This window comes from Aliiruegeria haliotis (genome assembly GCF_003003255.1).
Lineage (GTDB): Bacteria > Pseudomonadota > Alphaproteobacteria > Rhodobacterales > Rhodobacteraceae > Tropicimonas > Tropicimonas haliotis.
Genome location: NZ_PVTD01000001.1, coordinates 700,819 through 725,997, shown reverse-complemented (window position 1 = coordinate 725,997; position 25,179 = coordinate 700,819). Strand labels below are relative to the sequence as shown.

Below are 25,179 nucleotides of genomic sequence, written 5' to 3'. Positions count from 1 at the left end.
CTGTTCGCCGCGCGGGCCGCGGTCAGGCCGCCCTTGCCTTGTGCTTGTGGTATTGCGCCAGCCAGGTCTCGGCGAAGCGCAACACCTCCTCTTCCGTCGTTTCCGGCCCGATGGACACGCGGATCGCGCAGCCAGCAGCCGTCTCGTCAAATCCCATCGCGCGCAGCACGCGGCTCGCCTTCACCTTGCCCGAGGAGCAGGCCGAACCGGCCGAGATCGCATACCCCGCCAGATCCATCTGCATCACCTGGGTCTCCCCGCGCCACCCCGGTACAACGATGTTGGAGGTGTTGGGGAGTCGCTCCGCCGATTTCCCGACAAAAATAATATCTTGGGCGGAAGATTCCAGCGCTTTTTCTAGAATGTTTCTAAGTTTCTCGACCCGCTCCCAGATTCCGTCAGCCAAATCGCGCTGCGCCGCCTCGGCTGCGGCCCCGAACCCCGCGATTCCAATGAGGTTTTCAGTTCCGGAGCGTCGCCCCATCTCCTGACCGCCTCCCTTGATCCTCGCCGCGACGTCCAGCCCGCGCCTGAGCACCAGCGCACCGATCCCCTTCGGTCCGCCCAGTTTGTGCGCGGAGATCAGGGCCATGTCGCAGCCCGACCAGTTGAACGCCACCGGGATCTTGCCGAAGGCCTGCGTCATGTCGGACACGGCCAGCCCCTCGGGCAGGGACTGGATGATACCGGTTTCCGAGTTCGCCAGCTGCATGGCTGACTGCGACGGCTGCGCGACCTGGACGGCCCCGTCGGCGGAAACGGCAAGGCTTTCCTCGCACCATGCGGAGACTGCGTCGTGCTCGGTCCCCGCGCAGGCGAGACCACGCCCCTCCAGCGCGAGGGCGGCCGCCTCGGTTGCCCCCGACGTAAAGACAATGTCGGCACCATCGGCTCCGAAGGCTGTCGCAACCTGGGCCCGCGCACGCTCCAGCAGCGCCTTGGCCGCACGCCCCTCGCCATGAACAGAGGACGGGTTGCCCACGATATCCATCGCCGCAACCATCGCATCGCGCGCCTCGGGCCGCAGCGGTGCCGTCGCGTTCCAATCCAGGTAGCAGCGCGTCTTCATGTCATGCAGCCCTGTTTTTCTTGTCCGAAGTGCCCTCCGGGCACGCCGCGCGGGCGCCCGAAGGGGGTCCGCGCCCCACCGCGACGCCAAAGGCGGCGCAAATCCTCAGGCGTCTTCGTCGACCACCTGGAACAATGTCGGGACGGCGGGACAGGGCGCAAGGTCATTGGCCACGATATCCGACAGCCGCGACTGGTGCAGAAACACGTAGACATGGGCCGACAGCCCTTCCCACAGCCGGTTGTTCAGCGATTGCGCGCGACTGCCGGAGACCCCGCCCTTCGCGCCGGCCCCCATATGCAGTGCATTCACGGTCTCGTCCACCGCTTCCAGCACTTCGGACACACGAATGCTCTCCGCCGGTCGCGCCAGCCGGTAGCCACCCCCCGGCCCCCGCACGGAATCGACCAGCCCCGCACGCCGCAGCTTGACGAAAAGCTGCTCAAGGTAGGGAAGTGAAATGTCCTGCCGCTCGCTGATCTCGGAAAGCGTCACAAGCTCTCCCTCCTGCGCCAGCGCGAGATCCGTCAGCGCCACCATCGCGTAGCGGCCCTTGGTGCTCAGTTTCATGCTCCGGTCCCCCGAAAGGTTGACGCCACCGGCAGGTGGGCTTAACTGCCTCACGCTGCGGATTTTCCCGCCGCCGCACAAGTTAGAACTGTTCTAGAATATCCGACCCAAATCGTCAATTGGCAGCGGTCGGACCAGAGAGAAGAAAGAGGCTGCATGCCCGAGGTGATCTTCCCCGGACCCGAAGGACGGCTCGAAGGCCGGTACCATCCCCAGAAGGAGAAGGACGCCCCCATCGCGATCATCCTGCACCCGCATCCGCAATTCGGCGGCACGATGAACAACAAGGTGGTCTACAACCTTCACTATACGTTCCACAAAATGGGCTTCACCGTCCTGCGGTTCAATTTCCGTGGCGTCGGACGCAGCCAGGGCGAATACGACCAGGGGGTGGGCGAATTGTCCGATGCCGCATCGGCGCTCGACTACCTGCAATCGATGAACCAGAACGCCAAGCATTGCTGGGTCGCCGGTTTCTCCTTCGGGGCGTGGATCGGCATGCAGTTGCTCATGCGCCGCCCTGAGATCACGGGCTTCATCTCGGTTTCGCCGCCCGCAAACATGTACGACTTCTCCTTTCTTGCGCCATGCCCCTCTTCCGGGCTGATCATCAACGGTGCCGCGGACCGCGTGGCCCCTCCGAAGGACACCCAGACGCTTGTCGGCAAGTTGCACGAACAGAAGGGCATCACCGTCACCCACGAGGAGATGGAAGGCGCGGGCCACTTCTTCGAAGAGCCTCACATGCAGCCGATGCTCGATCACGTGGAGACCTACGTGCGCCGCCGGCTGACCGAAACCAGCCGCTGAGGCGCAACTGATGGGCATTCTCGAGGACCTCGCCGACAAACTGGCAGCGGATGCGATCGACGCAGCCGAGGACCTCGGCAATGATGACATCCTGAACGAGGTGGCCAAACAGCTTGGCGCCACCTCGACCACGATGGAGGAGGCCTACCTCACCTCCATCCGCATTCGCCTCTCCGAGCGCCGCGCGCGCAGGTTCCTCGAAGCGAAGGTCGACAAGGCGAAGGAGGCATCCGGCAAGGCCTAGCCGTCGCTGTTGTCCGGCCTTTGCGCCCGGGCAGCCCGCTGCCGCTTGCGACATTCACTGCGAACGAAGACCCGCGCAGGCGCGCACCGAGGCCATGCCTTTTGGCGCCCCCCGGCACCGGCTCAGTACATGGAACATGTGGGTCGAACCGATTGTCCCCTGCCCACCAGAACCCTTTCGCACAGGAACGGCCAGTCGAGGGCGGGTCCCCCGCGAGACTGATCTGTGAGGCCATCCCGCATTTCTGCCGACTATCCGATAGACGTTCATCGCCCAAAGCTCCGCAACACCGTATGGCCGCTGAAGTACGTCCTTTAATGCTCAGGGGAAAACGGGCTCCCGGCCAGCCAGCACCCAGTCAGAACGCCAAGGGGGCACGACGCGGGTTGGGATGCGGCCTTGCCACGCGTCACGGCGCCCCCTAGACGGGCGACATGACTGAACGCCTCTCCGCCCAATTCGCCTTCCTTCAGGAAATCGACCGCCTCAAGGGGGTCCTCCGCGCCACGCCGATCGGCGACAACTCCCGCAAGGAAAACTCCGCCGAGCATTCCTGGCACATCGCCATGTATGCGCTGGTCCTGGCAGATCAGGCTGGTCCGGAGGTCGACATCGCCCGGGTCATCAAGATGCTGCTGCTGCATGACATCGTCGAGATCGATGCCGGCGACGCCCCGATCCACGCCAGCTATGACGTCGCCGCGCAGGAGGCCAGGGAACAGGCCGCCGCCACGCGACTCTTCGGACTGCTGCCTGACGACCAGGCAACCGAGTTCCGCGCCATCTGGGACGAGTTCGAAGCCGCCGAGAGCCCGGACGCGGTCTTCGCCAAATCCATCGACCGGGTCCAGCCGTTGTTGTTGAACCTTGCCAGCGGCGGCGGAAGCTGGACCGACTACGACGTGACCCTGGACCAGATCGACACGCGCGTCGGCACCAAGGTCAAACGGGGAGCTCCGGCCGTGTGGACCCACGTCCGCGCCCGCGTCGCCGCTTTCTTTTCCAGCTAGGCAAGTCGGCCGGTTTCTCGCGTTCCGGCAGGAACCGGTCCACCACGACGAACGCCGTCAGCACCCAGATCAGCGCAGCGCCCACCTGCACCAGCCGATCCACCATCTTGACGTCGGCATCTTCGCTGAACGGCGCCATCGCCCCACCGAGCAGAATGATTGCCGTCGACAGGGCGCTGCCCGCCAGCCCTGCATCCGCCCTCCCGCTTTCAAACCAGCGACCGAAACCGACGCAAACCAGAAACGTGATTGCGATCAGGACCGGCCAGGCGGTGGCGATCACGATCACCTCGTAGGCAAGGATGGCAACGATCCCGCCGACCAGGTTGGCAAACAACATCCCCTTCGCAACACGTGTTCCGGTTGCCGTGCTTGCCGCCAGTTGCTGCGACAGGATTGCGACGAAGAGCAGCGTGAGCACAGCACCCGCATCAACAAGAAAAAAAACTAGCGCAAACGGCAGGGTAACCAGCGTCATGCGCAGCAACCGCCGGTCGGGGTCGAAGACGGGGCCCGCGGCCGCAGCCAGTTCCGCCGCCACCACAGCCCGCTTTACGGGAGGAAACACCGCAAAGGCAGACCACGCCGTCAGCAGGGCCAGCGCCATGTTGATCGGGAACCAGAACACCATTGCCAGCGCCACATCCATCGACACTGTCGTGAGGTAGGGCATCATCAGTGCCTCCATCAGCGCCAGCACCACCAACAGCGGAGACTTGCCCGCAACGGAGAGGGAGAATCCCCAGACGACCATTGCCGCAACCGCGATCAGGAAGATCACCGGATAGGGCAGCAAGACGGTGAACACGACGAAACCGGCCGTCAGCAGCACAAGGGCCACGATCACGAGAGTAATGCCGGCTCGCGCCGAGGGCGGCGTTGGCGCTTGTAGGAACAGCCCCGCAAAAACCGCTGCCAGAAAGCCGAACGGCCACTGGAACAGCATTGCCAACACGAAGACCGACGCCACGCCCACCGCAAGCCGCATGCCCCGGTGGCGATCCACCGGGGGGGCCTGACCGGTGCCGGCATCCGACACCACGTCCGTCGGCTCGACGTCAGTAGGCATAGGACAGGAAGGACATCAGACGGATATACCAGCTTCCGATGGTGTTCAGGATCGTGTTTTCTCCCGTGTAGACAATGACATCCGCCTGTCCGTTTACCTGGTAGAGCACATCGTCATCCGCAGTGCCGCGCTCATACCCCGGCAAGATGATCCGCAAGGGGAACCGCTGCGGATCACGCATCCAGCCGGAGGTGCGGGGCGCGGCAGCCAGCCCGTCCGCACTGTCGCTGCCGATCGAGGCCGCAGCGGAGAAACTCTCCACCCTGCCTTCGAGAATCCGCCCGGGATGCACGTCGAGCACCACCTCCACCCGATCGCCCGGACGCACGTTGCCCAGGTTGTTTTCTGTCATGTAGGCCTCGATCCAGACATCTTGGGAATCGAGAAAGGTCATCATCGGTTGCCCGGCTGCCGCATAGGCCCCCGCCGCAATACCGAGGTTGGTGACTCCGCCCATGGCGGGCGCCTTGATCTGCGTCCACTCCAGGTTCAACTCCGCTTCGGCGAGGGCTGCCAAGGCCTTCTGCACCGCGGGGTTCTCCTCCCCCTGCGGGCCCAGTTGCTCGCGCGCACGCTCCAGATCGGCTTCCGCACCGGCAAGGGTGCTCTCCGCCTCTGCAAGTTTGGCCCTCGCATCGTCTCCTCGGGCAGCGGCCACGAGCCCTTTCCGCTCCATCTCGAAGGTGCGGGCGGTCTGGAGCCGGGTGTTCTCCAAGTCGGCCTTGGCGCGGCTGACCTTTGCCAGCGCCGCCTCGACCTCTGCGGAACCGGCACCGATCTGCTGCACGGCCTCCTGCAACTCCGCCTTCGCCTTGTTCAGGGCGATCTCGTAGGGCCGGCGGTCGATCCGCGCCAGCACCTCTCCCGCTTCCACCCGCTGCCCGTTGCTTGCATTGATCTCCGTCACTACGCCGGAAACCTGGGGGACAATCTGCGTGACATAGGCCTTCACGCGCGCGTTGTTGGTAAACGGCGTCAGCCGATCGGCCAGCAGGTACCAGACCAACAGCAACACGGACACGAGCCCAAGAATGCGAAAGGTGGTCTTCATCTGCTCTCCCCCGGGACCTGATTGTCCGACCGACGTCCACGAGATAACCACAGCCCGGCAGTGAAATCACGACCCGATTTCAACACGCTCCGCCTGTCCAGCCGCGGACACCCGCCCCCTGCCCGAATGTTGGCGCCGGTAGGGTCGAAATTTCGGTATACATTCGCATACAGTCTGTACGGAGCCTGTTCTTTGCGCTATGAGGCGCGCAAGACAAATTCACTTCATTCCCGGAGAGGCACCCATGACCAAGATCAAGGTGGACAATCCCATCGTCGAGATGGACGGCGATGAAATGACCCGCATCATGTGGGATTTCATCAAGCAGAAACTCATCCTGCCCTATCTGGACCTCGACCTGCTGTACTACGACCTCGGCATCGAGGAACGGGACCGGACCGAAGACCAGATCACCATTGACGCGGCGGAGAAGACCAAAGAGGTCGGCGTCGCGGTGAAATGCGCCACGATCACGCCCGACGAAGCCCGCGTCGAGGAGTTCGGCCTCATGAAGATGTGGCGCTCGCCCAATGGCACGATCCGCAACATCCTCGGCGGCGTCGTGTTCCGCCAGCCGATCATCTGCCGCAACGTGCCGCGCCTCGTGCCGGGCTGGACCAAGCCCATCGTCATCGGCCGCCACGCTTTCGGCGACCAGTACCGCGCCACGGACATGAAGTTCCCCGGCGCGGGCACGCTGAGCATGAAATTCGTCGGCGACGACGGCACCGTGATCGAGGAGGAAGTCTACAAGGCCCCCAACTCCGGCGTTTTCATGGGCATGTACAACCTTGACGAGTCGATCCGCGATTTCGCCCGCGCCTCGTTCAACTATGGTCTGCACATGGGCTGGCCGGTGTACCTGTCGACCAAGAACACCATCCTCAAGCAATACGACGGTCGTTTTCTCGAACTGTTCCAGGAAGTGTTCGATGCCGAGTTCGCGCAGAAGTTCGAAGATGCGAAGATCTGGTACGAGCATCGCCTGATCGACGACATGGTCGCCTGCGCCATGAAGTGGAACGGTGGCTTTGTCTGGGCCTGCAAGAACTACGATGGCGACGTGCAGTCCGACACGGTGGCGCAAGGGTTCGGCTCGCTGGGTTTGATGGCATCGCAGCTGATGACGCCGGATGGCAAGATCGTGGAGGCCGAGGCCGCGCACGGCACCGTCACTCGCCACTACCGCCAGCATCAGGCCGGGCAGCAAACTTCCACCAACTCCACGGCGTCCATCTTCGCATGGACCGGCGGCCTGAAGCACCGCGCCAAGCTCGACGAGAACATCGCACTGATGTCCTTTGCCACGACGCTTGAGAAGGTGGTGATCGAGACCATCGAAAGTGGCGAGATGACCAAGGATCTCGCCTTGCTCGTCGGACCGGATCAGGGCTGGCAGACGACAACCGGCTTCCTGGAGAAGATCGACGAGAACCTGAACCGCGCGCTGGCCGGCTGAGCGGCCACCAGTATTGCCGGGCGCGCGTCGCCCGCGAAACAACACCCCCGGGGCGGACATCACGCGCGCCCGTCCTGGGGTCTTCCATGTCATGCGCAGCGGGGCGTCCGGCAAGCGCAGGGCCGGTCGTCCACGGACCGGCACCGTCCGATCGCAGGTCAATGCCCTGAAAACTTCCCTAGGGGAACGCAGGTTCCGGTGCTACCGTCCGGCTACTGGCCTGATCGGACGCAAGAATGACCTTGGACAACGCACAAACCTGGCTCTACCACCTCGGCGATATTGATACTGCCCGCGCCAGGAAAATCGGCACAACCAACGCGGATCTCGTGGTGAGCGAGTGGGCCTCCTACGCGGCGGGCGAAACGCCGTACACCCTCACCGATCTCAACCGGATGCGCGGAGGCGACAGCAAGAAGATCGTCAGCTATCTCTCTATCGGCGAGGCGGAGACGTACCGCTACTACTGGCAGGACAGCTGGGACGACACCCCGCCAGCCTGGGTGGACGATGCCAATCCAGAATGGATCGACAACGTGAAGGTCCGCTACTGGCAGGCCGATTGGCAGGAGATCGTCTTCGACTATGGCCGCCGTATCGTCGATGGCGGCTTCGACGGGCTCTATCTCGATATCATTTCCGCCTATGAATACTGGGAGGACAAGGCGCCGAACTCCGGTATCGACTACCGCGGCGAGATGGCGGAATTCGTCGCCCGGCTCGATGCGCAGATGGATGCATATCTCGCCAAGGTCGCGCCGGGGCGGGATTTCGTGATCATCGGACAGAACGGGTTGGAACTGATCGAGGACGCGACCTATCTCGACGCGATCGACGGCGTCGCGAAGGAGGATCTGCGGTTCTACTATGAATACGGTCGGGCGCAGGATTTCGCGCCGGTCGCGGAGGACGAGTACGACTACCACCTCCGCCTGCTGAAACAGGCAGAGGCCTCCGGCAAGGCGGGTTTTGTTGTCGAATACGTGCCGGACCGGGACGTCGCTGGAGCCGCGTCCCGCCTGAGGGAGGAGGCCAAGGCGCTCGGCATGGCCGATCTGCCGCTTTACGTGGCCGCGACGCGGGACCTGACAGAGATCACCGAACAGCCGAAGTCCATCGATGTGGGCTACCTGCCGGTTCTCAAGACCCCGGCCACGGCAACGCCGGTCACGCCCCCGCCCCCGCCCTACAGCGAGATCACGGGGACCCCGCGGGATGACACGCTGCGTGGGACCAACGACTGGGACAAAGTGGTCGGCCTGCGTGGCGATGACACGATCCACGGCCGCAAGGGCGCGGACCTGCTGATGGGCGGTGGGGGGCTGGACACGATCTTCGGGGGGCGCGGCGCCGACACGCTGCTTGGGCAGGGCAAGGCCGACGCACTCGACGGTGGCCGGGGCGATGACAGGCTCCGCGGCGGGCGCGGGCCGGACGAGATCAGGGGCGGCCCCGGGGCCGACGTGGTGATTGGCGGCCGTGGCGGCGATTCGATGCGCGGCGGCCCTGGACCGGATCGCTTTGTCCTGACCGGCCGGTCCGGCGAGGACGAGATTTTCGGATTCAATCCTGCGGTAGACACCCTCGATATCGGGCGCAATACCGAGCCGGAGCTGCTTGGCACCCGCGACGGTTTGTACGTCGTCCTTGGCAATGACAACGGCGTTCTGCTGCATGGTGTCAGCCGAGCGGATTTCGATACGGACGTGTTTGTCTGACTAGAATTTCCCCGGCAGAGGACTGCACTGTCAGACGCCACTCCGGTGCATTTGATACCTCACGAAATCAGTCATATCCCCCAGCGGATGCACCTCATCCTGAGCCAATGGCGCAACACGGCGGCTCGACCTTGGGAGTTGGCGCGACCCAAAAGGGACGCGAGGGGCCGCCAGCGGTGCGTCCCGGTAGCAGGTCTCTGGGGCTGGAGGCGACCTTTGCACAGGGCGCCAGGATCATCGTGGGCGGCAACATCAGGATGCGACCCGCGGAAAACTGGGGGCGGTTCAGTTCGACACCCTCCGGTCAAGAAACTGCCCGACGGTTTTCGGGCCTTGTTGTTCTCAGCCGCCGTTCCCTCGCGCCTCAGACGAAGGGCAGAAGCTCCAGCGAGCCGTCCCGGTCAAACCGCACAACCTGCCCCGGCGCGGGCGTTTTCCATCCCTCCTCATCGCGTTCCAGCGGCTCGCTTACCACCGCGAAGCCGCCCCTTGTCTCCGACCTGCGGTAGAACAGCGACGGCACCTGCTCGTCCGACGAGAAACGCACCGCGTAGAGCGACGAGCCATCGCTCCAGGCGGCGGAGAACCGCATGTGCGGCGCGGCGCCATAGGCCCGCGACAGCCCCTCGACCCGCGCCACGGCCCGCGCCATCGCCGAGACCGGCTCCGTATCCAGCCCCTCCGCCAGCGCCAGCAGGAACAAGACCTCGCTGTCGGTGGCGCCCTTGCGATAGGGATACAGATCGTCGGGGATCAGCATGTCGGCCCGCTTGCGGAACCCCTCGAAACCACCGGCCTGGCCATTGTGCATGAAGCTCCAGCGGCCCACGGCAAAGGGATGGCAATTGTTGCGGCTGGTCGCGGTGCCGGTGGAGGCCCGCACATGCGCGAGGAACAACCCCGAGCGCACCTGCTCACAGATTGCCCGCAGGTTCGGGTCCGACCAGGCGGGATAGATGTCGCGGTAGAGCCCCGGCTCGGGACGCGCGTCATACCAGGCCAGCCCGAAGCCGTCGCCATTCGTCGTTGTCGGGCATTTCGCTGCCTCCAGGCTCTGCGCGACCAGCGAATGGCCGGGACGCGACACCACATCCTCAAGAAAGATCGGTTCCCCGACATAGGCCGCCCAACGACACATTTCCCGCTCCTTGCCTGCTGCCCGGCTCCTCTACCGAACTTTCGGGCGAAGTCCAGTGCCGCAGGCGGCGCGAGACACTGGGGCCGCAACCGGGTGGGCGCACGCTGCGCTGCTGGAACCCACATGCCTGCACCGGCGACCTTCTCGGAAACCGCGTGTTTCATCCGCATCGCAACCGCCATGGCATTCGCACCACCCTTGCCGTGAGGTCATAACCTGCGCGCCCAAAACCACCTGCCCTGCACCGGCAAGGGCCGCCTCGCCCTGCCCCGGCTACCGCGCGGATCATCGGCATCGCCACCCGGCATCGCCCCCGCATCACCCTTGCCGCGAGGACGTAACTTGCGCGCCTCAAGTCCACCTGCTTTGCCCGGCAGGAGCGCCCGCCCTGGCCGGCAACCGCCGGAGTCATCCGCATCGCCGATGGGCATGACCGTCTCCATGCCATCCGCTCCACCGTAGCCGCCTGGGCAACAGGACGCTGGACCTCCTGCACGCGGTCTGCAATCTGCGCGGCATGACCGAGTCGCACACCGAAAGCCCCGCCAACATCAACCACAGCCGCATCGAGGACCTTCAGGGCCTTTCGATGGGCGTGTTCTTTTGCGGGCTCGGGCTCGTTTTCCTGACCCACCTGGGGTTCCTGACCGGGCAGACCGCAGGGTTGGCGCTGATCATCTCCTACCTGTCGGGCTGGAGCTTCGGCCCGGTTTTCTTCGTGATCAACCTCCCCTTCTACTGGCTGGCCTGGACACGCATGGGCGCAAGTTTCACCTTCCGCTCGCTGTGCTGCGTGACGGCGCTGTCCCTGCTGGTCGAATGGCTGCCCGCCAACCTCGCGCTGGCCGAGATCACGCCCTGGCTCGGCATGGTCGTCTTCGGCGCGCTGACCGGCACCGGCCTGCTGATCCTGTTCCGTCACAAGGGCAGCCTCGGCGGGCTCGGCGTCACGGCGCTGTTCCTGCAGGACAGGTTCGGTTTTCGCGCAGGCTACGTGCAGCTGATCTTCGACGCCGTCCTGTTCACGGCCGCGTTCTTCCTCTTTCCGGCAAGCGTCGTTGCTTATTCCCTGCTCGGCGCCGTCGTGCTCAATATCGTCATCGCCTTCAATCACCGCCGCGACCGCTACGTCGCCACCTGACCAAGGCCTGCTCATGCCCGCACATATCCTCGCCCTGATCGGCGCGATCATCGCCGAAGTGATCGGAACAGCGTCGCTTCAAGCCAGCCAGCAATTCACCCGTCCGCTGCCCTCGGCGCTGGTAGTCCTGGGCTATGGCGCTGCGTTCTACCTGCTGTCGCTGGCGCTGAACGTGATCCCGGTCGGCATCGCCTATGCCATCTGGTCCGGGCTCGGGACGGTGCTGATTGCCCTGCTCGGTGTCGCGGTCTTCGGACAGCGGCTCGACCTGCCCGCAGTCCTTGGGTTGGCGCTGATCATCGCCGGCGTGGTGATCATCCAGGTGTTCTCCAGCACATCAACCCATTGAAACCGATGGAATTCCGTCCCGAACCGTGGCATCACTGACCCAGGGCATTTTGCCCAGCCACGGAGAGCCGCCATGGTCGCCACGTCCATCACCAGATCGGCCGAGATTCCCGACCGGCTCCGGATCGAACGCTGCCGCAGCTTGCCGAACCTTGGCCCGCGCCTGCTGTTCTTCTCCGGCGGGTCAGCGCTGAACGGGATCTCCCGCGCGCTCAAGAGCTACACGTTCAACTCCGCCCACCTGATCACGCCCTTTGATTCCGGCGGGTCGTCACAGGTGCTTCGGCAGGCCTTCGACATGCCGGCGGTTGGCGACCTGCGATCCCGATTGATGGCGTTGGCGGATGAAACCACGCTCGGGCAGCCCGATATCTACCGCCTTTTCCACCACCGCCTTCCCGCCGACGTGCCGCCGGCGGAGCTGGCCGAGGAATTCGCCTCGCTGCTGCAGGGCGCCCATCCGTACATTCGCGCAATCGCGCAACCGATGCGCGGCCTGATCCTGAGCAACCTGCGCGCCTTTGCCCGCAACAAGCCCGGCGATTTCGACCTAGCCCACGCCAGCATCGGCAACCTGATCATCGCCGGCGGCTACATGCTCAACGATCATGCGCTGGAACCGGTGTTGTTCCTGATGTCGAAAATGGTCGAGGTGCGGGGCACGGTTCGCGCTGTGGTGGACGCAAACCTTCATGTCGGCGCCGACCTTTCGGACGGACGCCGGGTCATCGGGCAACGACAACTGACCGGCAAGGAAGAGCCGCCGATCGACAGCCCAATTGCCCGCCTGTTCCTCAGCGACGGCACGCGGGAACTCCCGCCCGGCGACGTGCGGCTGCCCAAGCGCAACCGAAAGCTGATCGAGCAGGCCGACCTCATCTGCTACCCGCCCGGAAGCCTCTACACCTCTGTCATCGCCAACCTTCTGCCCGCCGGTGCGGGCAATGCGGTGGCACTGCGGGAGGTGCCGAAGGTCTATGTGCCAAGCCTCGGCCACGACCCCGAATGCCCGGGCATGCGACTGACGGACCAGGTCGACGCCCTTCTTTCGGCCTTGCGCCGCGATGCCGGCAACGATTGCCCGGCCGAGCGCCTGATCACCATGGTCCTGACCGATGCCGCCGCGCTCGACGCCGGCGCCGCGGTCGAGATTGCCGAACGGCATGGAGTCCCCTGCATTCCGGTCGATCTCTGCGCGCCTGACGCGGCGGACGTCTATGACCCGGAACGACTGTGCGATGCGCTGGTGTCGCTGAGCTGACCCTCCGCCGGGCCATGTTTCGCGGAAGGATCGCCGACCCGCATCGTCAGGGTGGACGCACCTTTTCCGCCAGCGGCCGCCTCGTGGCTGGCAGGTGCATCGGTGCGTGGCCGCACCGGCGGTTCGACCCACGGCAATCCGGTCAGCCATCCGGGGGGGGGCCGACACGTATCTCCGTCGCCTCCGGCAGAGCGTGGGGGGCAGAATGCTTCCGCCTGCCCCTCGCGGACCGCAATGACTTCCCGGCCTTGGGGTGGATTTTCGGAGAAAGTTCAAATTTGGAAGAATTTGTCTTTTCACATCCGTCTAACTGATATATCAATTTTTCCGAATCCGATATATCAGTTTTGCCGGAAGCAATCCGACGCTGCTGCGGGGATCGAGGGGAGACGACATGCAACACAACCTGGCACAGTTTCCCGGGCCGCTGTCCACGGCCACGACCGTTACCGAACTCCTCCAGAACACCACGCTGGACCCCCAAAAGAACCTTCCATTCCAGATTTTCGATATCCTGCGCGATCTGATCGTCTCGGTGGCTCTGCGGCCCGGGCAACGGATTTCGGAAAAGGAGATCGCCAGCGCGCTCGACGCCAGCAAGACACCGGTCCGCGAGGCGCTGATCCGCCTCGACGAGATCCGACTTGTAAAAATTGTTCCGCAAAGCGGCACCTATGTCACCAGGATCTCGATGAAACGGCACCGGACGGCCTGCTTCATCCGCCTGCAACTTGAACTCGGTGCGGTCCGGGCAGCGGCGATGCTGCCACCGCTCGACCGTGACCTGCACGTGTTCGACACCATCGTGTCCGGGCAAACCCAGGCGCTCGCGGCGGGCGACCTGGATCGCTTCTTCATCCTCGACGAGGCCTTTCACCGACAGATCTTTGCCGCGCCGGGTCTGGAGGATGTCTGGGCAACCGCACGCCGCAGCCAGTTCGACGTCAACAGGGCTCGCCACATCAAGCGGCTCTACAGGATTCTGCGCGGGGGCGACGTCCTGCGCGAGCATTCCGCAATCGTCGAGGCGATCCGCGCCGGCAACCCCGACCGCGCCGAGGCCGCACTGCGCGAGCATATCGGCAACCTCGACCGGGAAATCCGGGACCTTTTCGACGACGACAGGTTGCTCGGCTTCATCGAGGGGCCCGAGGCGCCCTGACGGAGACCCGAACACCGCTTCATCCCGACCGGTCGGGCGGGACATTCCCACACCCATCGCAGACATACCCAGGGAGGATTCCATGCGATATTCGAGACTGACCGCCATTGCGCTGGCGACATCGGCACTGACGGCCGTGGCGCCGGCAACGGCGGAGGAAAGCCACAAGATCGTCGACGCGCCGCTCGAGCTGACAATCCACATGCATTGGGACCGCGCGCGTGGCTACGACGAGGCCTATCCCGTGGAGCGGGTGGCGCGGGAGTTGACCAACATCCACCTCATCGACCGGACGGCTGGCAAGAACACGACCGAAACCCGCGAAGCGATGAACCTGCTGCTCGCCAGTGGCGATCTGCCCGACATCGTCGGCGCGCAGAACTTCAAGCAACAGGTGAACGAGTTCGGGCCGCAGGGCGCCTTCATGCCGCTCAACGACCTGATCGAGGCGCACGCGCCCCACATCAAGGCCTTCTTCGACGAGCGCCCCGAGTTGCGGGCCGCAATCTCCGCGTATGACGGCAACATGTACTACATCCCCTACCTGCCGGATGGGAAATACGGTCGCGCCTACTTCATCCGACAGGACTGGCTGGACAAGCTGGGGCTGGAGCAGCCGCAGAACGTGGACGAGCTTTACGACGTGCTGGTCGCCTTCCGCGACCGGGACCCCAATGGCAATGGCGAGAAGGACGAGGTGCCGTTCTTTGCCCGCAACTGGGAAGAACTGATCCGCCTGGTCACACTGTGGGATGGCCGGTCCTCCGGCTCTGACACGCCGCATGACTTCCTCGTGACCGACGGAAAGATCGTGCATCCCTATGCACAGGAAGGCTACCGCAACGGCCTGAAGAATGTGGCGAAATGGTATGCGGAAGGCCTGATCGACCCGGAAGTCTTCACGCGCGGCACCTCCGCGCGGGAGTACCTGTTGTCGGAGAACCTGGGCGGACTGACCCATGACTGGTTCGCCTCCACCTCCGGGTACAACGCCGCGCTCTCGGACGACATCGAGGGGTTCAACTTCGTGCCCTTCCTGCCGCCGGAATCAATCAGCGGTGTCCGGATGGAGGAACACCGCCGGATCCCCGTCAAGCCCGATGGCTGGGCGATCAGCACCGCCAATGACCACCCGGTGGAGACGATCAAGTACTTCGATTTCTGGTTCACCGAAGAAGGCCGCCTGCTGTCCAACTTCGGTGTCGAGGGCGAAACCTGGGACATGATCAACGGCGAGCCGGTCTTCAAACCCGAGGTGCTGAACAGCGACCGGCCGGTCAATAGCCAGCTTTGGGAAGTGGGCGCGCAGATCAAGAAAGGCTACTGGCAGGACTACCGCTACGAATGGCAGTGGACGGCGCAGGCCGCGCGCGAAGGCATCGAACTGTACGACACCCACGATTTGCTGGTCGACCAGTTCCTCGGCGTGGCGTTCAACAAGGACGAGCAGGCCGTCTATGACAAGCACTGGCCGTCGATCCGTCAGTACATGCTCGAACGCCAGCAGGCATGGGTTCTGGGCACGGGCGACATCGAGGCCGACTGGGACGACTACATCTCGACCCTGAACAAGATGGGCTATGACAAGGTCATCGCAGTCATGAACGAAGCCTATTCCCGTCAGTACGGCGGCTGATCGAACCATGTCGATGCCCCTGCCCCGTCGGGCGGTGGGGGCATCGGCCCGCACATCCGAGACCCACGCAACCGCCCAGAGAGGCACCGAGGGAGATACCACATTGAAAGTCCTGATTTCCGGAACCGGCTTCGCCGGACAAGGCCACGCAGACGCATTCCGGGGCGCCGGGGCCGAGATCGTCGGCATGGTTGGCCGGACACCGCATGTCGTGTCCGAAGTCGCCGAGAAGATGGGTATTCCCCATGCCGGAACCGACTGGCAGCAGGCACTGGCCACGTGTAAGCCAGACATCGTCTCCATCGCGACCCCGGGCGGTGCGCATTACACGCCCATCCGGCAGGCGCTTGAGGCCGGCTGCCACGTGTTCGTGGACAAGCCGATGACCGACAGTGGCGAGACAGCGGTCGAACTGGCCGCGCTGGCGCACAAGAAGGGCGTCAAGACCGCCTACGCGGCGAGCTTTCGCTACACGCCAAGCGTCCTGCATGCCCGGCAACTGGTGGCAGCCGGCGCCATCGGCGAGCCGACCGAGGTCGAGTGCATCTCGCATTTCAATCTGGAGCGGGACATTCCCTTCGGCTGGTCACACCGCAAGGAAGACGGCGGCGGGCGGCTGAACAATAATTTCACACACACGCTGTCGATCGTGACCTCCGTCATCGGCGACCGGATCCTCTCGATCATCGGAGAGGTGCGCGATGACCTCGGCAAGGCGCCCATCGTCGAAGGCGTCCACAACTTCGCCACGCGGCGCAGCTTCATCCCCGAGGACCTGACCGACCCCACGCTCGAATGGGGCGAAAGCAATGTCGAATGGTCCTACACCGTGATGGCGCAACTCGAAAGCGCGCTTGCCGGCAAGCCCGTCTCGGTGCTGTTCAAACATGGTGGCCTCGTGCCACGGTTCGACGACGACCACATCGTTTTCTATGGCCGCGACGGTGCGATCTACATCAAGGGACACTATGGCAGCGGGCAGTTGTACCATTATGGCAAGGACCGCAGTTGGACCGCCCTGCCCCTTCCGCAGGAGATTGCCGACAGCATCCCGCAGGTTGACGGCGAGACGGAGAAATGCTGGCACTATCTTGCGCGCGAGTTCGTCCGGGATATCCGGGGCGAGACTGTCGAGCCCTACCCGACCTTCCGCCAAGGCAGCCAGTATCAGCAACTCATCGACCTGATCCGGAAGAACGACAACTGGACCGACGTGTCCAGACTCGCCTGAGAAAGAGCCCCCGGGGATACCGGGTGCAGGAGGTGGCCGGACGCCCAATGAAAAGGAGATCCGACGGATGAAAATCACCGATGCCAAGGTCTTTGTAGGCGGCCCGGGAAAGAACTACGTCACCTTGAAGATCGAGACCGATCAGGGCGTCTATGGCCTGGGCGACGCGACGATCAACGGCCGCGAAACCATGACGGCCACCTATCTGCGCGACTACCTGGTTCCGAACCTGATCGGGCGCGACCCGCGCAACAGCGAAGACATCTGGCAGTTCTTCTACCGTGGTGCCTATTTCCGGCGGGGTCCGATCGCGATGGCGGCCTTTGGCGCGATCGATGTCGCGCTGTGGGACATCAAGGGCAAGCTCGCGAACATGCCGCTCTACCAGCTGTTCGGAGGCAAGAGCCGAGAGGGGGCGCTTGTCTATGCCCACGCCACCGGGGCGGACCTTGAGGATCTGATGGATTCCGTCGCCTGGTACGTGGAACAGGGCTACAAGGCCGTCCGTGTGCAATGCGGCATTCCCGGCATGCCGTCGGCAAGCTACGGCGTCGCCGACAGCAAGGGTGACAACCGGAATTATATAACCGATTTCAGCGGTATACGCCCAAAGGAAGAGATCTGGGACAGTGAACGCTACATGCGCTACATGCCCGGCGCACTGGCAGAGATCCGGGCCCGCTTCGGCCCGGAGCTGAAGATCCTGCACGACGTCCACCACCGGTTGCTGCCCCGCGAGGCCGCAGAGTTCGCAAAGGAGGTCGAGCCCGTCCGCCTGTACTGGCTCGAAGACCCGACTCCGGCCGACGATCAGGACGCGTTGAAGCTTATCCGCCAGCATTCCACCGTTCCGCTGGCCATCGGCGAGGTCTTCAACTCGATCTGGGAATGCAACAAGCTGATCGAGAACGAGCTGATCGATTTCATCCGCGTGCCCGTCACCCATGTCGGCGGCATCACCCATGCGCGGCGCATCGTCGACCTTGCCGGGCTGCATAATGTGCGCACCGGGTTCCACGGCGCGCCCAGCCATTCGCCGCTGTGCATGGCCGCGCAGGCGCATCTGAACGCCTGGGCGCCCAATTTCGGGATCCAGGAATACCTCGTTCTGGGCACGCCGGAATGCGATGCCCTGTTCCCATCGGAACACCGGATGGACCAGGGATTGTTCCATGTCAGCGACGCGCCCGGCCTTGGGGTCGACTTCGACGAGACAGAGGCCGCGCGCTACAGTTACGAACCCGGCAGCCTGCCCGTTGCGCGACTGGAGGACGGGACGCTCTGGAACTACTGACCGCCCGCGGCGGACACAGGTCTGCGCGGGCGTCGGGGCACCCGCACGACGCCACGCCCGACACCGCGAAACGCACGCATTGGGCCGGAGTCTCGTTGCCGACCCGCCGTTGCTTCCCGGAAGAACCGCGCGCCCCGCACCGGGGCGCCAGCCTCCGGCTATTGCGTATGCGCGCCGCCCTCCCGGGAGCCATCATCCGGTGCCGTCAATGGCCAGAGCCCGGCGGCCGCACCTTCGGAGACGAAGATGGCCACGTGGTACAACAACCGTGAGAGCCCGGCGTCCCAGATCACATTCCCGTTGCTGTCGAACTGGTTGACCCATGCCGGCTTGCCGTCGCGTGCGAAAAAGCGGCCGAAGATCAGGTCGGCGATGTCCCGCACCTTCTGCGCCGCACCTTCGTCGCCGGTCGTGCGGGCGATGGCGGCAAAGTACTTTCCGGCCTCCGTGAGCGGCCAGAGCAGATGGCTGGCCTCCAGAACCCGTCCATCGGCCCGCAGCGCATCATGGAGCGCGCCGGCCATGGGCCCCTGCTCGACCCAGCCATGGGTCGCGGCGAAATCGGTCATTGGGCCCACCAGGCTTCGCGGCGATGAATCGCCGGTCAATTCGGAATAGCGGAGGAGCAACCACGCCCATTCGTATTGATGTCCCGGTTCGCGCCGGTCCCCCGGCGGCGTGTCGATCGGAGAAAGGTCATGCCCGACGAACTCGCGCACCGCGCCGGTTGCAGGGTCCACGAAAAAACGCGCCCCGGCCGCGACAAGCACCCTTGCCCGGTCGGCCCAGACGGCATCGCCGGTCAACTCCAGACATTGGAGGACCGCTTCGAGCATGTGCATATGCGGGTTCTGTGCACGCAGATCCCCCGGTTGCGGGCCTCGCGCCGCCATGGCGTCATCCTCCCACAGCGCCGCGTTCGCCCGGTCGGTCAGCACCGTCTCGACAAAAGACCAGCACTGATTGACCTGTTCTTGTGACACGGCAGTTGGATCGGCATGGCGAAGTGTGACCAGTGCCAGCAGAACGAACGTCTGGTCGTAGGTCCGCCTCAGCGTTGCCTCGTCTGTACCGATCCAGGAGCCGTCCGGGTTGACCGCATATCGGCACCCGCCGTCCTCGTCCTGCAAGTATCGGGTGACGAACCCGGCAACCCGCCGCGCGGCCACCGTCAGACGGGCGTTGCCGGTCAGCGTCCCGAGATGCGCCAACATGAAGGCCGTCCGCGCCTGGGCCAGTGTCGTGGCAGGGTCGCCCTTGTCGGGCAGTTCCTCGACCACGGGAGCCGAGTCCGTGCCCGGTGGCAGCGCGACCTCCAGCCATGCCGGCAGAAACCTGTCCGCGAACCGTGCCGCACATTCACAACCGTCCACCCTGCCGACCTCCGCCTCGCTTGCCATCTGTCCCGCCTTCCTCTGGTTGATCCGTCTTGCACCTGCCGGCTGTCGATCCGCCGCCACCCATCAGCCACCCGCACCGCCGGGACACCGACGCCGGATCCAGAAAGACTCACCCCGGATCCTGATCGTCTTTCCCCTACGGGACCTGTCGTGTCCGGTCTGATACACCTGTTTCGGGCGCAATCCAGCGAAAAATTGTAAATTTTTGTCATAGGCTCACTCGAAGCCTCCGCGTTCAATCCATTGTTGAAAGGCAGGAAATTCGGGTCGAGCGTGGCTTTAATGCGATATGACGCACCCTTACCGATGATTAAGCACTTGTGAAAAAGCAAGGAATGTGGAGCGTACAAGTCATTGAGCGCACCTGCGGAGGAGCATGGCCTTTGCGCTCGACCATCCAAATGGGAGGATGACACCTTGTCAATATTTATCAAATCGCGCGCCGTCGTGGCCGCTCTTGCTGTTTCCGTCACCGCGACGCTTCCGGCCGCGGCCGCAGACATGACCCTTCGTGGAGCCAGCCTGTTCGACGAGAACCACGCCTATACCAAGACGCTGATGAAGTTCGGCGAGCTTGTGAACGAGTATTCCGGGCAGGATATCGAGTTCGACCTGCGGTTGAACAGCGAGCTGGGCATCGAGCCAGACTATGTGAACTTCCTCACCCAGGGCGTGGCCATCGACTACGCGATCATCGCACCGTCGAACCTGGCGCGTTTCGCCGACGCCTTGCCACTGATGGACATGCCTTTCGCCTTCCGTGACCTCGACCACTGGAACGCCGTGCTGTCCAGCGACGTCTTCGCCCCGCTCGAAGAGGAACTTCGCGAAAAGGCCGATCTCGTGATCGTCGGATATGCCGGTGGCGGCACCCGCAACCTGATCTCCAACAAGAAGATCTCGAACATGGCCGAACTTGAAGGCCACAAGATGCGTGTGATGGGCGCACCGATCCAGGCCAAGGTCTTTGACGCGATCTCCGCCGCCCCGTCGGCCATCGCCTATTCCGAGGTCTACAACGCCATTCAGACCGGCGTCGTTGACGGGCTGGAAAACGAATCCGCCAGCCTGGCGCAGTACAAGTTCTACGAAGTTGCGCCGCACGTGACGCTGACCAAGCACTCGATCACCGTCCGCCCGATCGTCTTCTCCGGCAAGTCCTTCGACAAGCTCTCGCCCGAGTTGCAGGAGGCCGTCATGAAGGCAGGCAAGGAAGCCGGCGCCTTCGGCCGCGAATTCGAGGCCGCGCAGGACGCCGAGAAGCTGGCCGAAATGAAAGAGGCCGGCAACATCGAAGTGCACGAGTTCGAAGGGCGCGAAAAGCTGCTCGAACTGGTTGTGCCGGTTCAGGATGCCTATGCTGCGGAACTCGGCGCACAGGACCTGCTGGACGCCGTCCGGGCCAAGTAATCCGCTGTCGGACCATCGGTCCCCGGGGCGCCAGGACGGCGGCCCGGGGCAACCACCCCCACGAAAAGACCAACAATGAAACTCATCGAACGGGCGCTCGAGCTCTGTATCACGTTTCTCCGGGTCACGATTGGCGTGCTTGTCGGCCTTCTGACAATCCCGGTCGGGATGCAGGTCATTTCCCGATATACAGGTGTGCTGCCGGTCTATCTCTGGACCGAGGAACTCGCGACTTTCATCTTTGTATGGATCGTGATGCTGGGCTCGATGCTCGCTGTCTGGGACCGCACCCACTTCGATGTCCACGTTCTTCCCGAAGCCGTCTCGCCGCGGGGGCGCCTGTTGCAGCAGGGCTTCGTCCATCTCGCCGTGACCGCCTTCGCGGTTCTCTTCATCTGGTACGGCATCGGCTACACGCAGTTCGGTTCGATCCAGAATTCGGTGATGCTGCGCATGAACATGGCGCTGACCTATGTCACGGTGCCGGTTGCCGGCGTCGGCTGGGCGCTGTTCTCCCTGCGCCACCTTGCCTGTGAAATCGCCATCTACCGACAGCACCGCAGGAGCGCCCAATGATCGTCTCGACCGGTATCGCCTGCGCCATTCTTGTCGGCGGATTCATCCTGCTCGTCATGCTGCGCGTGCCCGTGGCCTTTGCCCTTGGCATCGCCACCATCCCCGTCGTTATGATGGATCTGCGCCTGACACCTTTCCTCATCATGGACCGGATGTTCCAGTCCTATAATTCCTTCATACTCCTGGCCGTGCCGTTCTTCCTCCTCGCCGCCAACCTGATGAACTCGGGCAAGATCACCGACAGGCTGATCGAGCTGGCGCGGGTGCTGACGGGCTGGATGCCCGGTGGGCTCGGCCATGTGAACGTTGCCGTTTCGATGCTGTTTGCCGGCATCTCCGGTTCGTCCACCGCCGATGCCGCCGGTTGCGGCAAAATCCTTATCCCGGCAATGACCAGACAGGGCTACGACGCCCGCTTCGCCGTTGCGATTACCGCCTGCTCCTCGGTCATGGGCGTGATCATCCCGCCGTCGATCCTGATGATCGTCTGGGGCGGGGTCATGTCGATCTCCGTCGGAGCACTGTTCCTGGCCGGCGCCATCCCCGGCATCATGATCGCAGTCGCGCTCATGGGCACCGTCTTCGTCTATGCCAAGGTCTATGATTATCCCACCGCGGGTCGGCCGACCCTGTGCGAGTTCTGGGCGGCCTTCAAGGGTGCCGGTCTCGCCGTGCTCACACCGGTATTCGTCATCGGCGGCATCGTCGGCGGCATCGTCACACCGACCGAAAGCGCGATCATCGCGGCGGGGTATTCGCTGATCCTGGGCATGTTCGTCTACCGGACGATCACGGTGAAGGACTTCGCCCATGTGCTCTACGACACGGGCCGTTTCGCCTCGATCTCGCTCTTTGCCATCGGCACGGCATCTATTTTCGGCTGGTTGCTGGCATTCTACGATGTGCCGCGCCTGATCGTGGATGCGCTGACCAGCCTCAATGTCGGCCCCTTCACCACGGCCCTCATCATCGCCGCCCTGTTCCTGTTTTTCGGCCTCTTCATCGACGCGATCCCGACGATCATCATCCTGGGAACCGTGCTCTACCCGGTGGCCTCGGCGGCGGAGATCCACCCGGTCTCCTTCGCCATCATTGGCATCGTCTCGCTGGCCTTCGGCCTTGTGACGCCGCCCTACGGGCTTTGCCTGTTGATCTCGGCGGCTATCGCCGAGTTGAACGTGGTGCAGGTGTTGCGGGATGTGGCGATCATCCTGCTCCCGATGATGGTGATCCTGCTGCTGCTCATCACCTTCCCGGAAATCGCGCTCTGGCTGCCGCAGACTTTGATGCCACAATCGGTGCAATAGATCGGTGGCCCGGGGTCGCTGCCCCGCGCCGCTCCGCCGAAGCGCCAATCGTGGTCCCGCGCGCGCATCGTGGCACGACGTCCGAACTGGGCACAGTTCGGAGCAGCGGAGCGGTTTCCGCTTCTATCCCGGTTGCTGGGGCGCAACGTTCCCGAATTCGGGATTTCTCACTCTGAAGACGGCGTCGACGATTGCAACCACGGGTGCAGCCGGGACCTTGCCGCCCGCCGGGCCAGATCCCGTGCGCGATGCGGCGCCGACAACCTCAATGCATGGGATACAAGTTTCCCGCTCCTTGAAATCGGTTGCAATCAGTCCCTCAGACTTCAATACTCTCCCGGCCCAATGACCGCCGCCGAACGGCCGTCGACCTCAGGAGATCGGAGAGCAGGCCATGCCGGTCACGCTAAAGGATGTCGCCGAACGGGCCGGGGTTTCCCGCTCTGCCGTCTCCCGCACCTTCACTGATGGCGCCTCGGTCTCCGACAAGATGCGCCGCAAGGTCGAGAAAGCCGCCGCCGAGCTGGGCTACAGCCCCAACGCGCTGGCCAGCAGCCTGACCACCGGCCGCACGAAGCTGATCGGCCTGGTGTCGAACAACTTCCACAACCCGATCTTCCTTGAGGTCTTTGGCCTGTTCACCCGCGGCCTTCAGGACCGGGGCCTGCGACCGCTGCTGGTGAACCTCTCCGACGAGACAGAGCCCGGCAATTCCGTTCGGATGCTGCGCCAGTATTCCGTGGATGGCGTGGTCGTCGCGTCCTCGACCCTGCCCCCGACCTTCGCCGAGGCCTTTCGCGATGCCGGCATTCCGGTCGTCCACAGCTTCGGGCGCCATTCCAGCGCCCCGCGGGTCCACGTCGTGGGGATCGACAACGTGGAATGCGGTCGCATGGCGGCGCGTGAGTTGTTGGCGCGGGGCTATCGCAATGTCGGTTTTCTCGGTGGCCCCGAAACCGCCACCTCGACCCAGGACCGCCTTGCCGGATTCGCCAGCGAGCTCGCGTCACAGCCCGACATGACAATGCACCATTCCTTCGCCGACGCCTATTCCTTCGAGGCTGGTCGCGCCGAGATGCAACGCCTTCTGGCCAGCGGCGCATCGACGGCCGAAGCCTATTTCTGTGGCGACGACGTGCTCTCCATCGGCGCGCTGAGCGCATTGAAGGATGCAGGCCGCAGGGTGCCCGGGGACGTCGGCCTGATCGGGTTGAACGACATGGAAATGGCAGGATGGGCAAACATCGCCCTCACAACGATACGCCAGCCAATCCGGCAGATCATCCGCTCTTCGATCGAGTTGGTCGGGGCCATGCTGGAAGAACCGGACCGCTATCCGGAAGCGCGCCTCTTTCCCTGCTCGGTGGTGGAGCGCAGCACCCTGCGCCCGCCGGTATAGCCAGGTCGCCGTCGGTGCGGACCTACACGGCCGGCATTTCTCCGGCGACCATCAGCGGCTGAAACCCGCCGTAAATCAAACGCTTGCCGTCGAATGGCATATCTCCCATGGCCTCTCCGATCGCTGGGTCGGACATCATCTTTGACCAGGCAGCATCCCGCGTGTCCTTGTCCGGCCAGACGGTCCAGGAGAACACGACGGTTTCGTCCTCCTTCGCCTGCACGGCCTTGAGGTAGGATGTCAGTTCCCCGTCGGGCACGTCGTCGCCCCAGCATTCCCACAGGGCAATTGCGCCGAGATCCTTGAAGATCGGCCAGGCGTTGGCGGCATGCGTCTTGTAGGCTTCCCGGTTGGCGGTGGGAACGGCGGCGAGAAATCCGTCGACATAGGGCATTGGGCAACTCCGGACGTTGATTTGAAAAGCAGGATGCGAATGTCCCCACGCTATCACATTCGGCCGAAGGAGGCATCTTCGCGGTCCCGGTGGCGCCACGGGCCGGGGCGTTCGCACCCTCTGCCCAACCGCAAGCGGCAGATGGACGTGACACTGCGGCCTGCGCATCCCGGCCGCCACGCCACGTACGTTCCCACGCGGCCCCGGTCGCACCGCCACCCGGGCGGGCAATCCGCGGGTCGTGGACCGGACGGCAAAGCTCTGGTCGGTCACCGGCGCGCCCTCGATCAGCATTCCGCAGCCCTGTCCGAACGCACAGCGGGGCTCGATATCACCTCGAAGAGGCACGCGTCATTGCGCCGGACAAGCGATACTATCAGAGAGTTGGCTCCACGGGTCGCCGTCGCCCGACTCGATATGGGATTACTGGCCAACACGGGGGCGAATTGACGACGCACCCAATCTGATCCGGCGGCGCGTGA

23 protein-coding genes are annotated in these 25,179 nt (G+C 64.0%); 16 read left to right on the top strand and 7 right to left on the bottom strand.

The annotated features are described in order from the left end of the window. Positions 1-22: 22 nt before the first annotated feature. The gene (locus CLV78_RS03265; protein ID WP_106203311.1) at positions 23-1,069 is read right to left on the bottom strand and encodes a cysteine desulfurase family protein; all 1,047 of its coding nucleotides are present in this window, start codon (positions 1,067-1,069) and stop codon (positions 23-25) included. Positions 1,070-1,174: 105 nt separating this feature from the next. After that, complete coding sequence (iscR, locus tag CLV78_RS03260) at positions 1,175-1,639, bottom strand: Fe-S cluster assembly transcriptional regulator IscR (RefSeq protein WP_106203310.1); 465 nt, start codon at positions 1,637-1,639, stop codon at positions 1,175-1,177. 156 nt (positions 1,640-1,795) lie between these two features. Here iscR and CLV78_RS03255 point away from each other — a divergent pair, with 156 nt between their 5' ends. The 3 genes from CLV78_RS03255 (at position 1,796) to CLV78_RS03245 (ending at position 3,703) form a co-directional block, all read left to right on the top strand. After that, complete coding sequence (locus CLV78_RS03255) at positions 1,796-2,449, top strand: alpha/beta hydrolase (RefSeq protein ID WP_106203309.1); 654 nt, start codon at positions 1,796-1,798, stop codon at positions 2,447-2,449. Between the two features lie 10 nt (positions 2,450-2,459). Next, entirely contained in the window at positions 2,460-2,693 is a 234-nt protein-coding gene (locus tag CLV78_RS03250) for a hypothetical protein (RefSeq protein WP_106203308.1), read from the top strand. 434 nt (positions 2,694-3,127) lie between these two features. Further along, complete coding sequence (locus CLV78_RS03245) at positions 3,128-3,703, top strand: HD domain-containing protein (protein WP_106203307.1); 576 nt, start codon at positions 3,128-3,130, stop codon at positions 3,701-3,703. Here the strand turns inward: CLV78_RS03245 and CLV78_RS03240 are convergent. Further along, entirely contained in the window at positions 3,636-4,772 is a 1,137-nt protein-coding gene (locus CLV78_RS03240) for a DUF2955 domain-containing protein (protein ID WP_106203306.1), read from the bottom strand. The two genes, CLV78_RS03245 and CLV78_RS03240, sit on opposite strands and share 68 nt — an antisense overlap. After that, a complete protein-coding gene (locus CLV78_RS03235; protein WP_106203305.1) occupies positions 4,762-5,823 on the bottom strand; it encodes an HlyD family secretion protein in 1,062 nt (353 codons plus the stop codon). The genes CLV78_RS03240 and CLV78_RS03235 overlap by 11 nt, the downstream gene beginning before the upstream one ends. Before the next feature lie 244 nt (positions 5,824-6,067). Between CLV78_RS03235 and CLV78_RS03230 the strand changes: the two genes are divergently transcribed. Beyond that, positions 6,068-7,282 (top strand): NADP-dependent isocitrate dehydrogenase, encoded by a 1,215-nt coding sequence (locus CLV78_RS03230; RefSeq protein ID WP_106203304.1) that lies wholly within the window; start codon positions 6,068-6,070, stop codon positions 7,280-7,282. Positions 7,283-7,518: 236 nt separating this feature from the next. Further along, positions 7,519-9,000 (top strand): endo alpha-1,4 polygalactosaminidase, encoded by a 1,482-nt coding sequence (locus CLV78_RS03225; protein WP_106203303.1) that lies wholly within the window; start codon positions 7,519-7,521, stop codon positions 8,998-9,000. A gap of 364 nt (positions 9,001-9,364) precedes the next feature. Here CLV78_RS03225 and CLV78_RS03220 read toward each other — a convergent pair whose 3' ends face one another. Continuing rightward, a complete protein-coding gene (locus CLV78_RS03220; RefSeq protein ID WP_106203302.1) occupies positions 9,365-10,138 on the bottom strand; it encodes a class II glutamine amidotransferase in 774 nt (257 codons plus the stop codon). Positions 10,139-10,655: 517 nt separating this feature from the next. On the opposite strand from CLV78_RS03220, the gene CLV78_RS03215 reads away from it, so the two are divergent. The 7 genes from CLV78_RS03215 (at position 10,656) to manD (ending at position 18,211) form a co-directional block, all read left to right on the top strand. Next, the gene (locus CLV78_RS03215; protein ID WP_106203301.1) at positions 10,656-11,279 is read left to right on the top strand and encodes a YitT family protein; all 624 of its coding nucleotides are present in this window, start codon (positions 10,656-10,658) and stop codon (positions 11,277-11,279) included. 13 nt (positions 11,280-11,292) lie between these two features. Beyond that, positions 11,293-11,628: a DMT family transporter gene (locus CLV78_RS03210; RefSeq protein ID WP_106203300.1), complete on the top strand. Its 336-nt coding sequence runs from the start codon at positions 11,293-11,295 to the stop codon at positions 11,626-11,628. A gap of 72 nt (positions 11,629-11,700) precedes the next feature. After that, the gene (locus CLV78_RS03205; protein ID WP_106203299.1) at positions 11,701-12,888 is read left to right on the top strand and encodes a GAK system CofD-like protein; all 1,188 of its coding nucleotides are present in this window, start codon (positions 11,701-11,703) and stop codon (positions 12,886-12,888) included. A 394-nt stretch (positions 12,889-13,282) separates the two neighbouring features. Then, positions 13,283-14,050 carry a GntR family transcriptional regulator gene (locus tag CLV78_RS03200; RefSeq protein WP_106203298.1) on the top strand — a complete coding sequence of 256 codons (768 nt, stop codon included), beginning with the start codon at positions 13,283-13,285 and terminating at the stop codon, positions 14,048-14,050. An 82-nt stretch (positions 14,051-14,132) separates the two neighbouring features. Next, a complete protein-coding gene (locus CLV78_RS03195; protein ID WP_106203297.1) occupies positions 14,133-15,686 on the top strand; it encodes an extracellular solute-binding protein in 1,554 nt (517 codons plus the stop codon). A 103-nt stretch (positions 15,687-15,789) separates the two neighbouring features. Beyond that, the gene (locus CLV78_RS03190; RefSeq protein ID WP_245924815.1) at positions 15,790-16,917 is read left to right on the top strand and encodes a Gfo/Idh/MocA family protein; all 1,128 of its coding nucleotides are present in this window, start codon (positions 15,790-15,792) and stop codon (positions 16,915-16,917) included. A 67-nt stretch (positions 16,918-16,984) separates the two neighbouring features. Then, a complete protein-coding gene (gene manD / locus CLV78_RS03185; RefSeq protein WP_106203296.1) occupies positions 16,985-18,211 on the top strand; it encodes a D-mannonate dehydratase ManD in 1,227 nt (408 codons plus the stop codon). Between the two features lie 158 nt (positions 18,212-18,369). On the opposite strand, the gene CLV78_RS03180 is transcribed toward manD, so the two are convergent. Continuing rightward, positions 18,370-19,611: an AGE family epimerase/isomerase gene (locus tag CLV78_RS03180; protein ID WP_106203295.1), complete on the bottom strand. Its 1,242-nt coding sequence runs from the start codon at positions 19,609-19,611 to the stop codon at positions 18,370-18,372. A 417-nt stretch (positions 19,612-20,028) separates the two neighbouring features. Here CLV78_RS03180 and CLV78_RS03175 point away from each other — a divergent pair, with 417 nt between their 5' ends. The 4 genes from CLV78_RS03175 (at position 20,029) to CLV78_RS03160 (ending at position 24,303) form a co-directional block, all read left to right on the top strand. Beyond that, positions 20,029-21,021: a TRAP transporter substrate-binding protein gene (locus CLV78_RS03175; protein ID WP_106203294.1), complete on the top strand. Its 993-nt coding sequence runs from the start codon at positions 20,029-20,031 to the stop codon at positions 21,019-21,021. Positions 21,022-21,096: 75 nt separating this feature from the next. After that, entirely contained in the window at positions 21,097-21,597 is a 501-nt protein-coding gene (locus tag CLV78_RS03170) for a TRAP transporter small permease (RefSeq protein WP_106203293.1), read from the top strand. Next, the gene (locus tag CLV78_RS03165) at positions 21,594-22,904 is read left to right on the top strand and encodes a TRAP transporter large permease (RefSeq protein WP_106203292.1); all 1,311 of its coding nucleotides are present in this window, start codon (positions 21,594-21,596) and stop codon (positions 22,902-22,904) included. The genes CLV78_RS03170 and CLV78_RS03165 overlap by 4 nt, the downstream gene beginning before the upstream one ends. Positions 22,905-23,298: 394 nt before the next feature. Then, entirely contained in the window at positions 23,299-24,303 is a 1,005-nt protein-coding gene (locus CLV78_RS03160) for a LacI family DNA-binding transcriptional regulator (protein WP_106203291.1), read from the top strand. Positions 24,304-24,325: 22 nt separating this feature from the next. On the opposite strand, the gene CLV78_RS03155 is transcribed toward CLV78_RS03160, so the two are convergent. Continuing rightward, positions 24,326-24,697 carry a DUF1428 domain-containing protein gene (locus CLV78_RS03155; protein WP_106203290.1) on the bottom strand — a complete coding sequence of 124 codons (372 nt, stop codon included), beginning with the start codon at positions 24,695-24,697 and terminating at the stop codon, positions 24,326-24,328. Between the last annotated feature and the right edge of the window lie 482 nt (positions 24,698-25,179).

Excerpts from the sequence above, each read along its gene's own strand:
- CLV78_RS03265 (WP_106203311.1), bottom strand. The coding sequence starts at position 1,069 with ATGAAGACGCGCTGCTACCTGGATTGGAACGCGACGGCACCGCTGCGG.
- iscR (WP_106203310.1), bottom strand. The coding sequence starts at position 1,639 with ATGAAACTGAGCACCAAGGGCCGCTACGCGATGGTGGCGCTGACGGAT.
- CLV78_RS03255 (WP_106203309.1), top strand. The coding sequence starts at position 1,796 with ATGCCCGAGGTGATCTTCCCCGGACCCGAAGGACGGCTCGAAGGCCGG.
- CLV78_RS03250 (WP_106203308.1), top strand. The coding sequence starts at position 2,460 with ATGGGCATTCTCGAGGACCTCGCCGACAAACTGGCAGCGGATGCGATC.
- CLV78_RS03245 (WP_106203307.1), top strand. The coding sequence starts at position 3,128 with ATGACTGAACGCCTCTCCGCCCAATTCGCCTTCCTTCAGGAAATCGAC.
- CLV78_RS03240 (WP_106203306.1), bottom strand. The coding sequence starts at position 4,772 with ATGCCTACTGACGTCGAGCCGACGGACGTGGTGTCGGATGCCGGCACC.
- CLV78_RS03235 (WP_106203305.1), bottom strand. The coding sequence starts at position 5,823 with ATGAAGACCACCTTTCGCATTCTTGGGCTCGTGTCCGTGTTGCTGTTG.
- CLV78_RS03230 (WP_106203304.1), top strand. The coding sequence starts at position 6,068 with ATGACCAAGATCAAGGTGGACAATCCCATCGTCGAGATGGACGGCGAT.
- CLV78_RS03225 (WP_106203303.1), top strand. The coding sequence starts at position 7,519 with ATGACCTTGGACAACGCACAAACCTGGCTCTACCACCTCGGCGATATT.
- CLV78_RS03220 (WP_106203302.1), bottom strand. The coding sequence starts at position 10,138 with ATGTGTCGTTGGGCGGCCTATGTCGGGGAACCGATCTTTCTTGAGGAT.
- CLV78_RS03215 (WP_106203301.1), top strand. The coding sequence starts at position 10,656 with ATGACCGAGTCGCACACCGAAAGCCCCGCCAACATCAACCACAGCCGC.
- CLV78_RS03210 (WP_106203300.1), top strand. The coding sequence starts at position 11,293 with ATGCCCGCACATATCCTCGCCCTGATCGGCGCGATCATCGCCGAAGTG.
- CLV78_RS03205 (WP_106203299.1), top strand. The coding sequence starts at position 11,701 with ATGGTCGCCACGTCCATCACCAGATCGGCCGAGATTCCCGACCGGCTC.
- CLV78_RS03200 (WP_106203298.1), top strand. The coding sequence starts at position 13,283 with ATGCAACACAACCTGGCACAGTTTCCCGGGCCGCTGTCCACGGCCACG.
- CLV78_RS03195 (WP_106203297.1), top strand. The coding sequence starts at position 14,133 with ATGCGATATTCGAGACTGACCGCCATTGCGCTGGCGACATCGGCACTG.
- manD (WP_106203296.1), top strand. The coding sequence starts at position 16,985 with ATGAAAATCACCGATGCCAAGGTCTTTGTAGGCGGCCCGGGAAAGAAC.
- CLV78_RS03180 (WP_106203295.1), bottom strand. The coding sequence starts at position 19,611 with ATGGCAAGCGAGGCGGAGGTCGGCAGGGTGGACGGTTGTGAATGTGCG.
- CLV78_RS03170 (WP_106203293.1), top strand. The coding sequence starts at position 21,097 with ATGAAACTCATCGAACGGGCGCTCGAGCTCTGTATCACGTTTCTCCGG.
- CLV78_RS03165 (WP_106203292.1), top strand. The coding sequence starts at position 21,594 with ATGATCGTCTCGACCGGTATCGCCTGCGCCATTCTTGTCGGCGGATTC.
- CLV78_RS03160 (WP_106203291.1), top strand. The coding sequence starts at position 23,299 with ATGCCGGTCACGCTAAAGGATGTCGCCGAACGGGCCGGGGTTTCCCGC.
- CLV78_RS03155 (WP_106203290.1), bottom strand. The coding sequence starts at position 24,697 with ATGCCCTATGTCGACGGATTTCTCGCCGCCGTTCCCACCGCCAACCGG.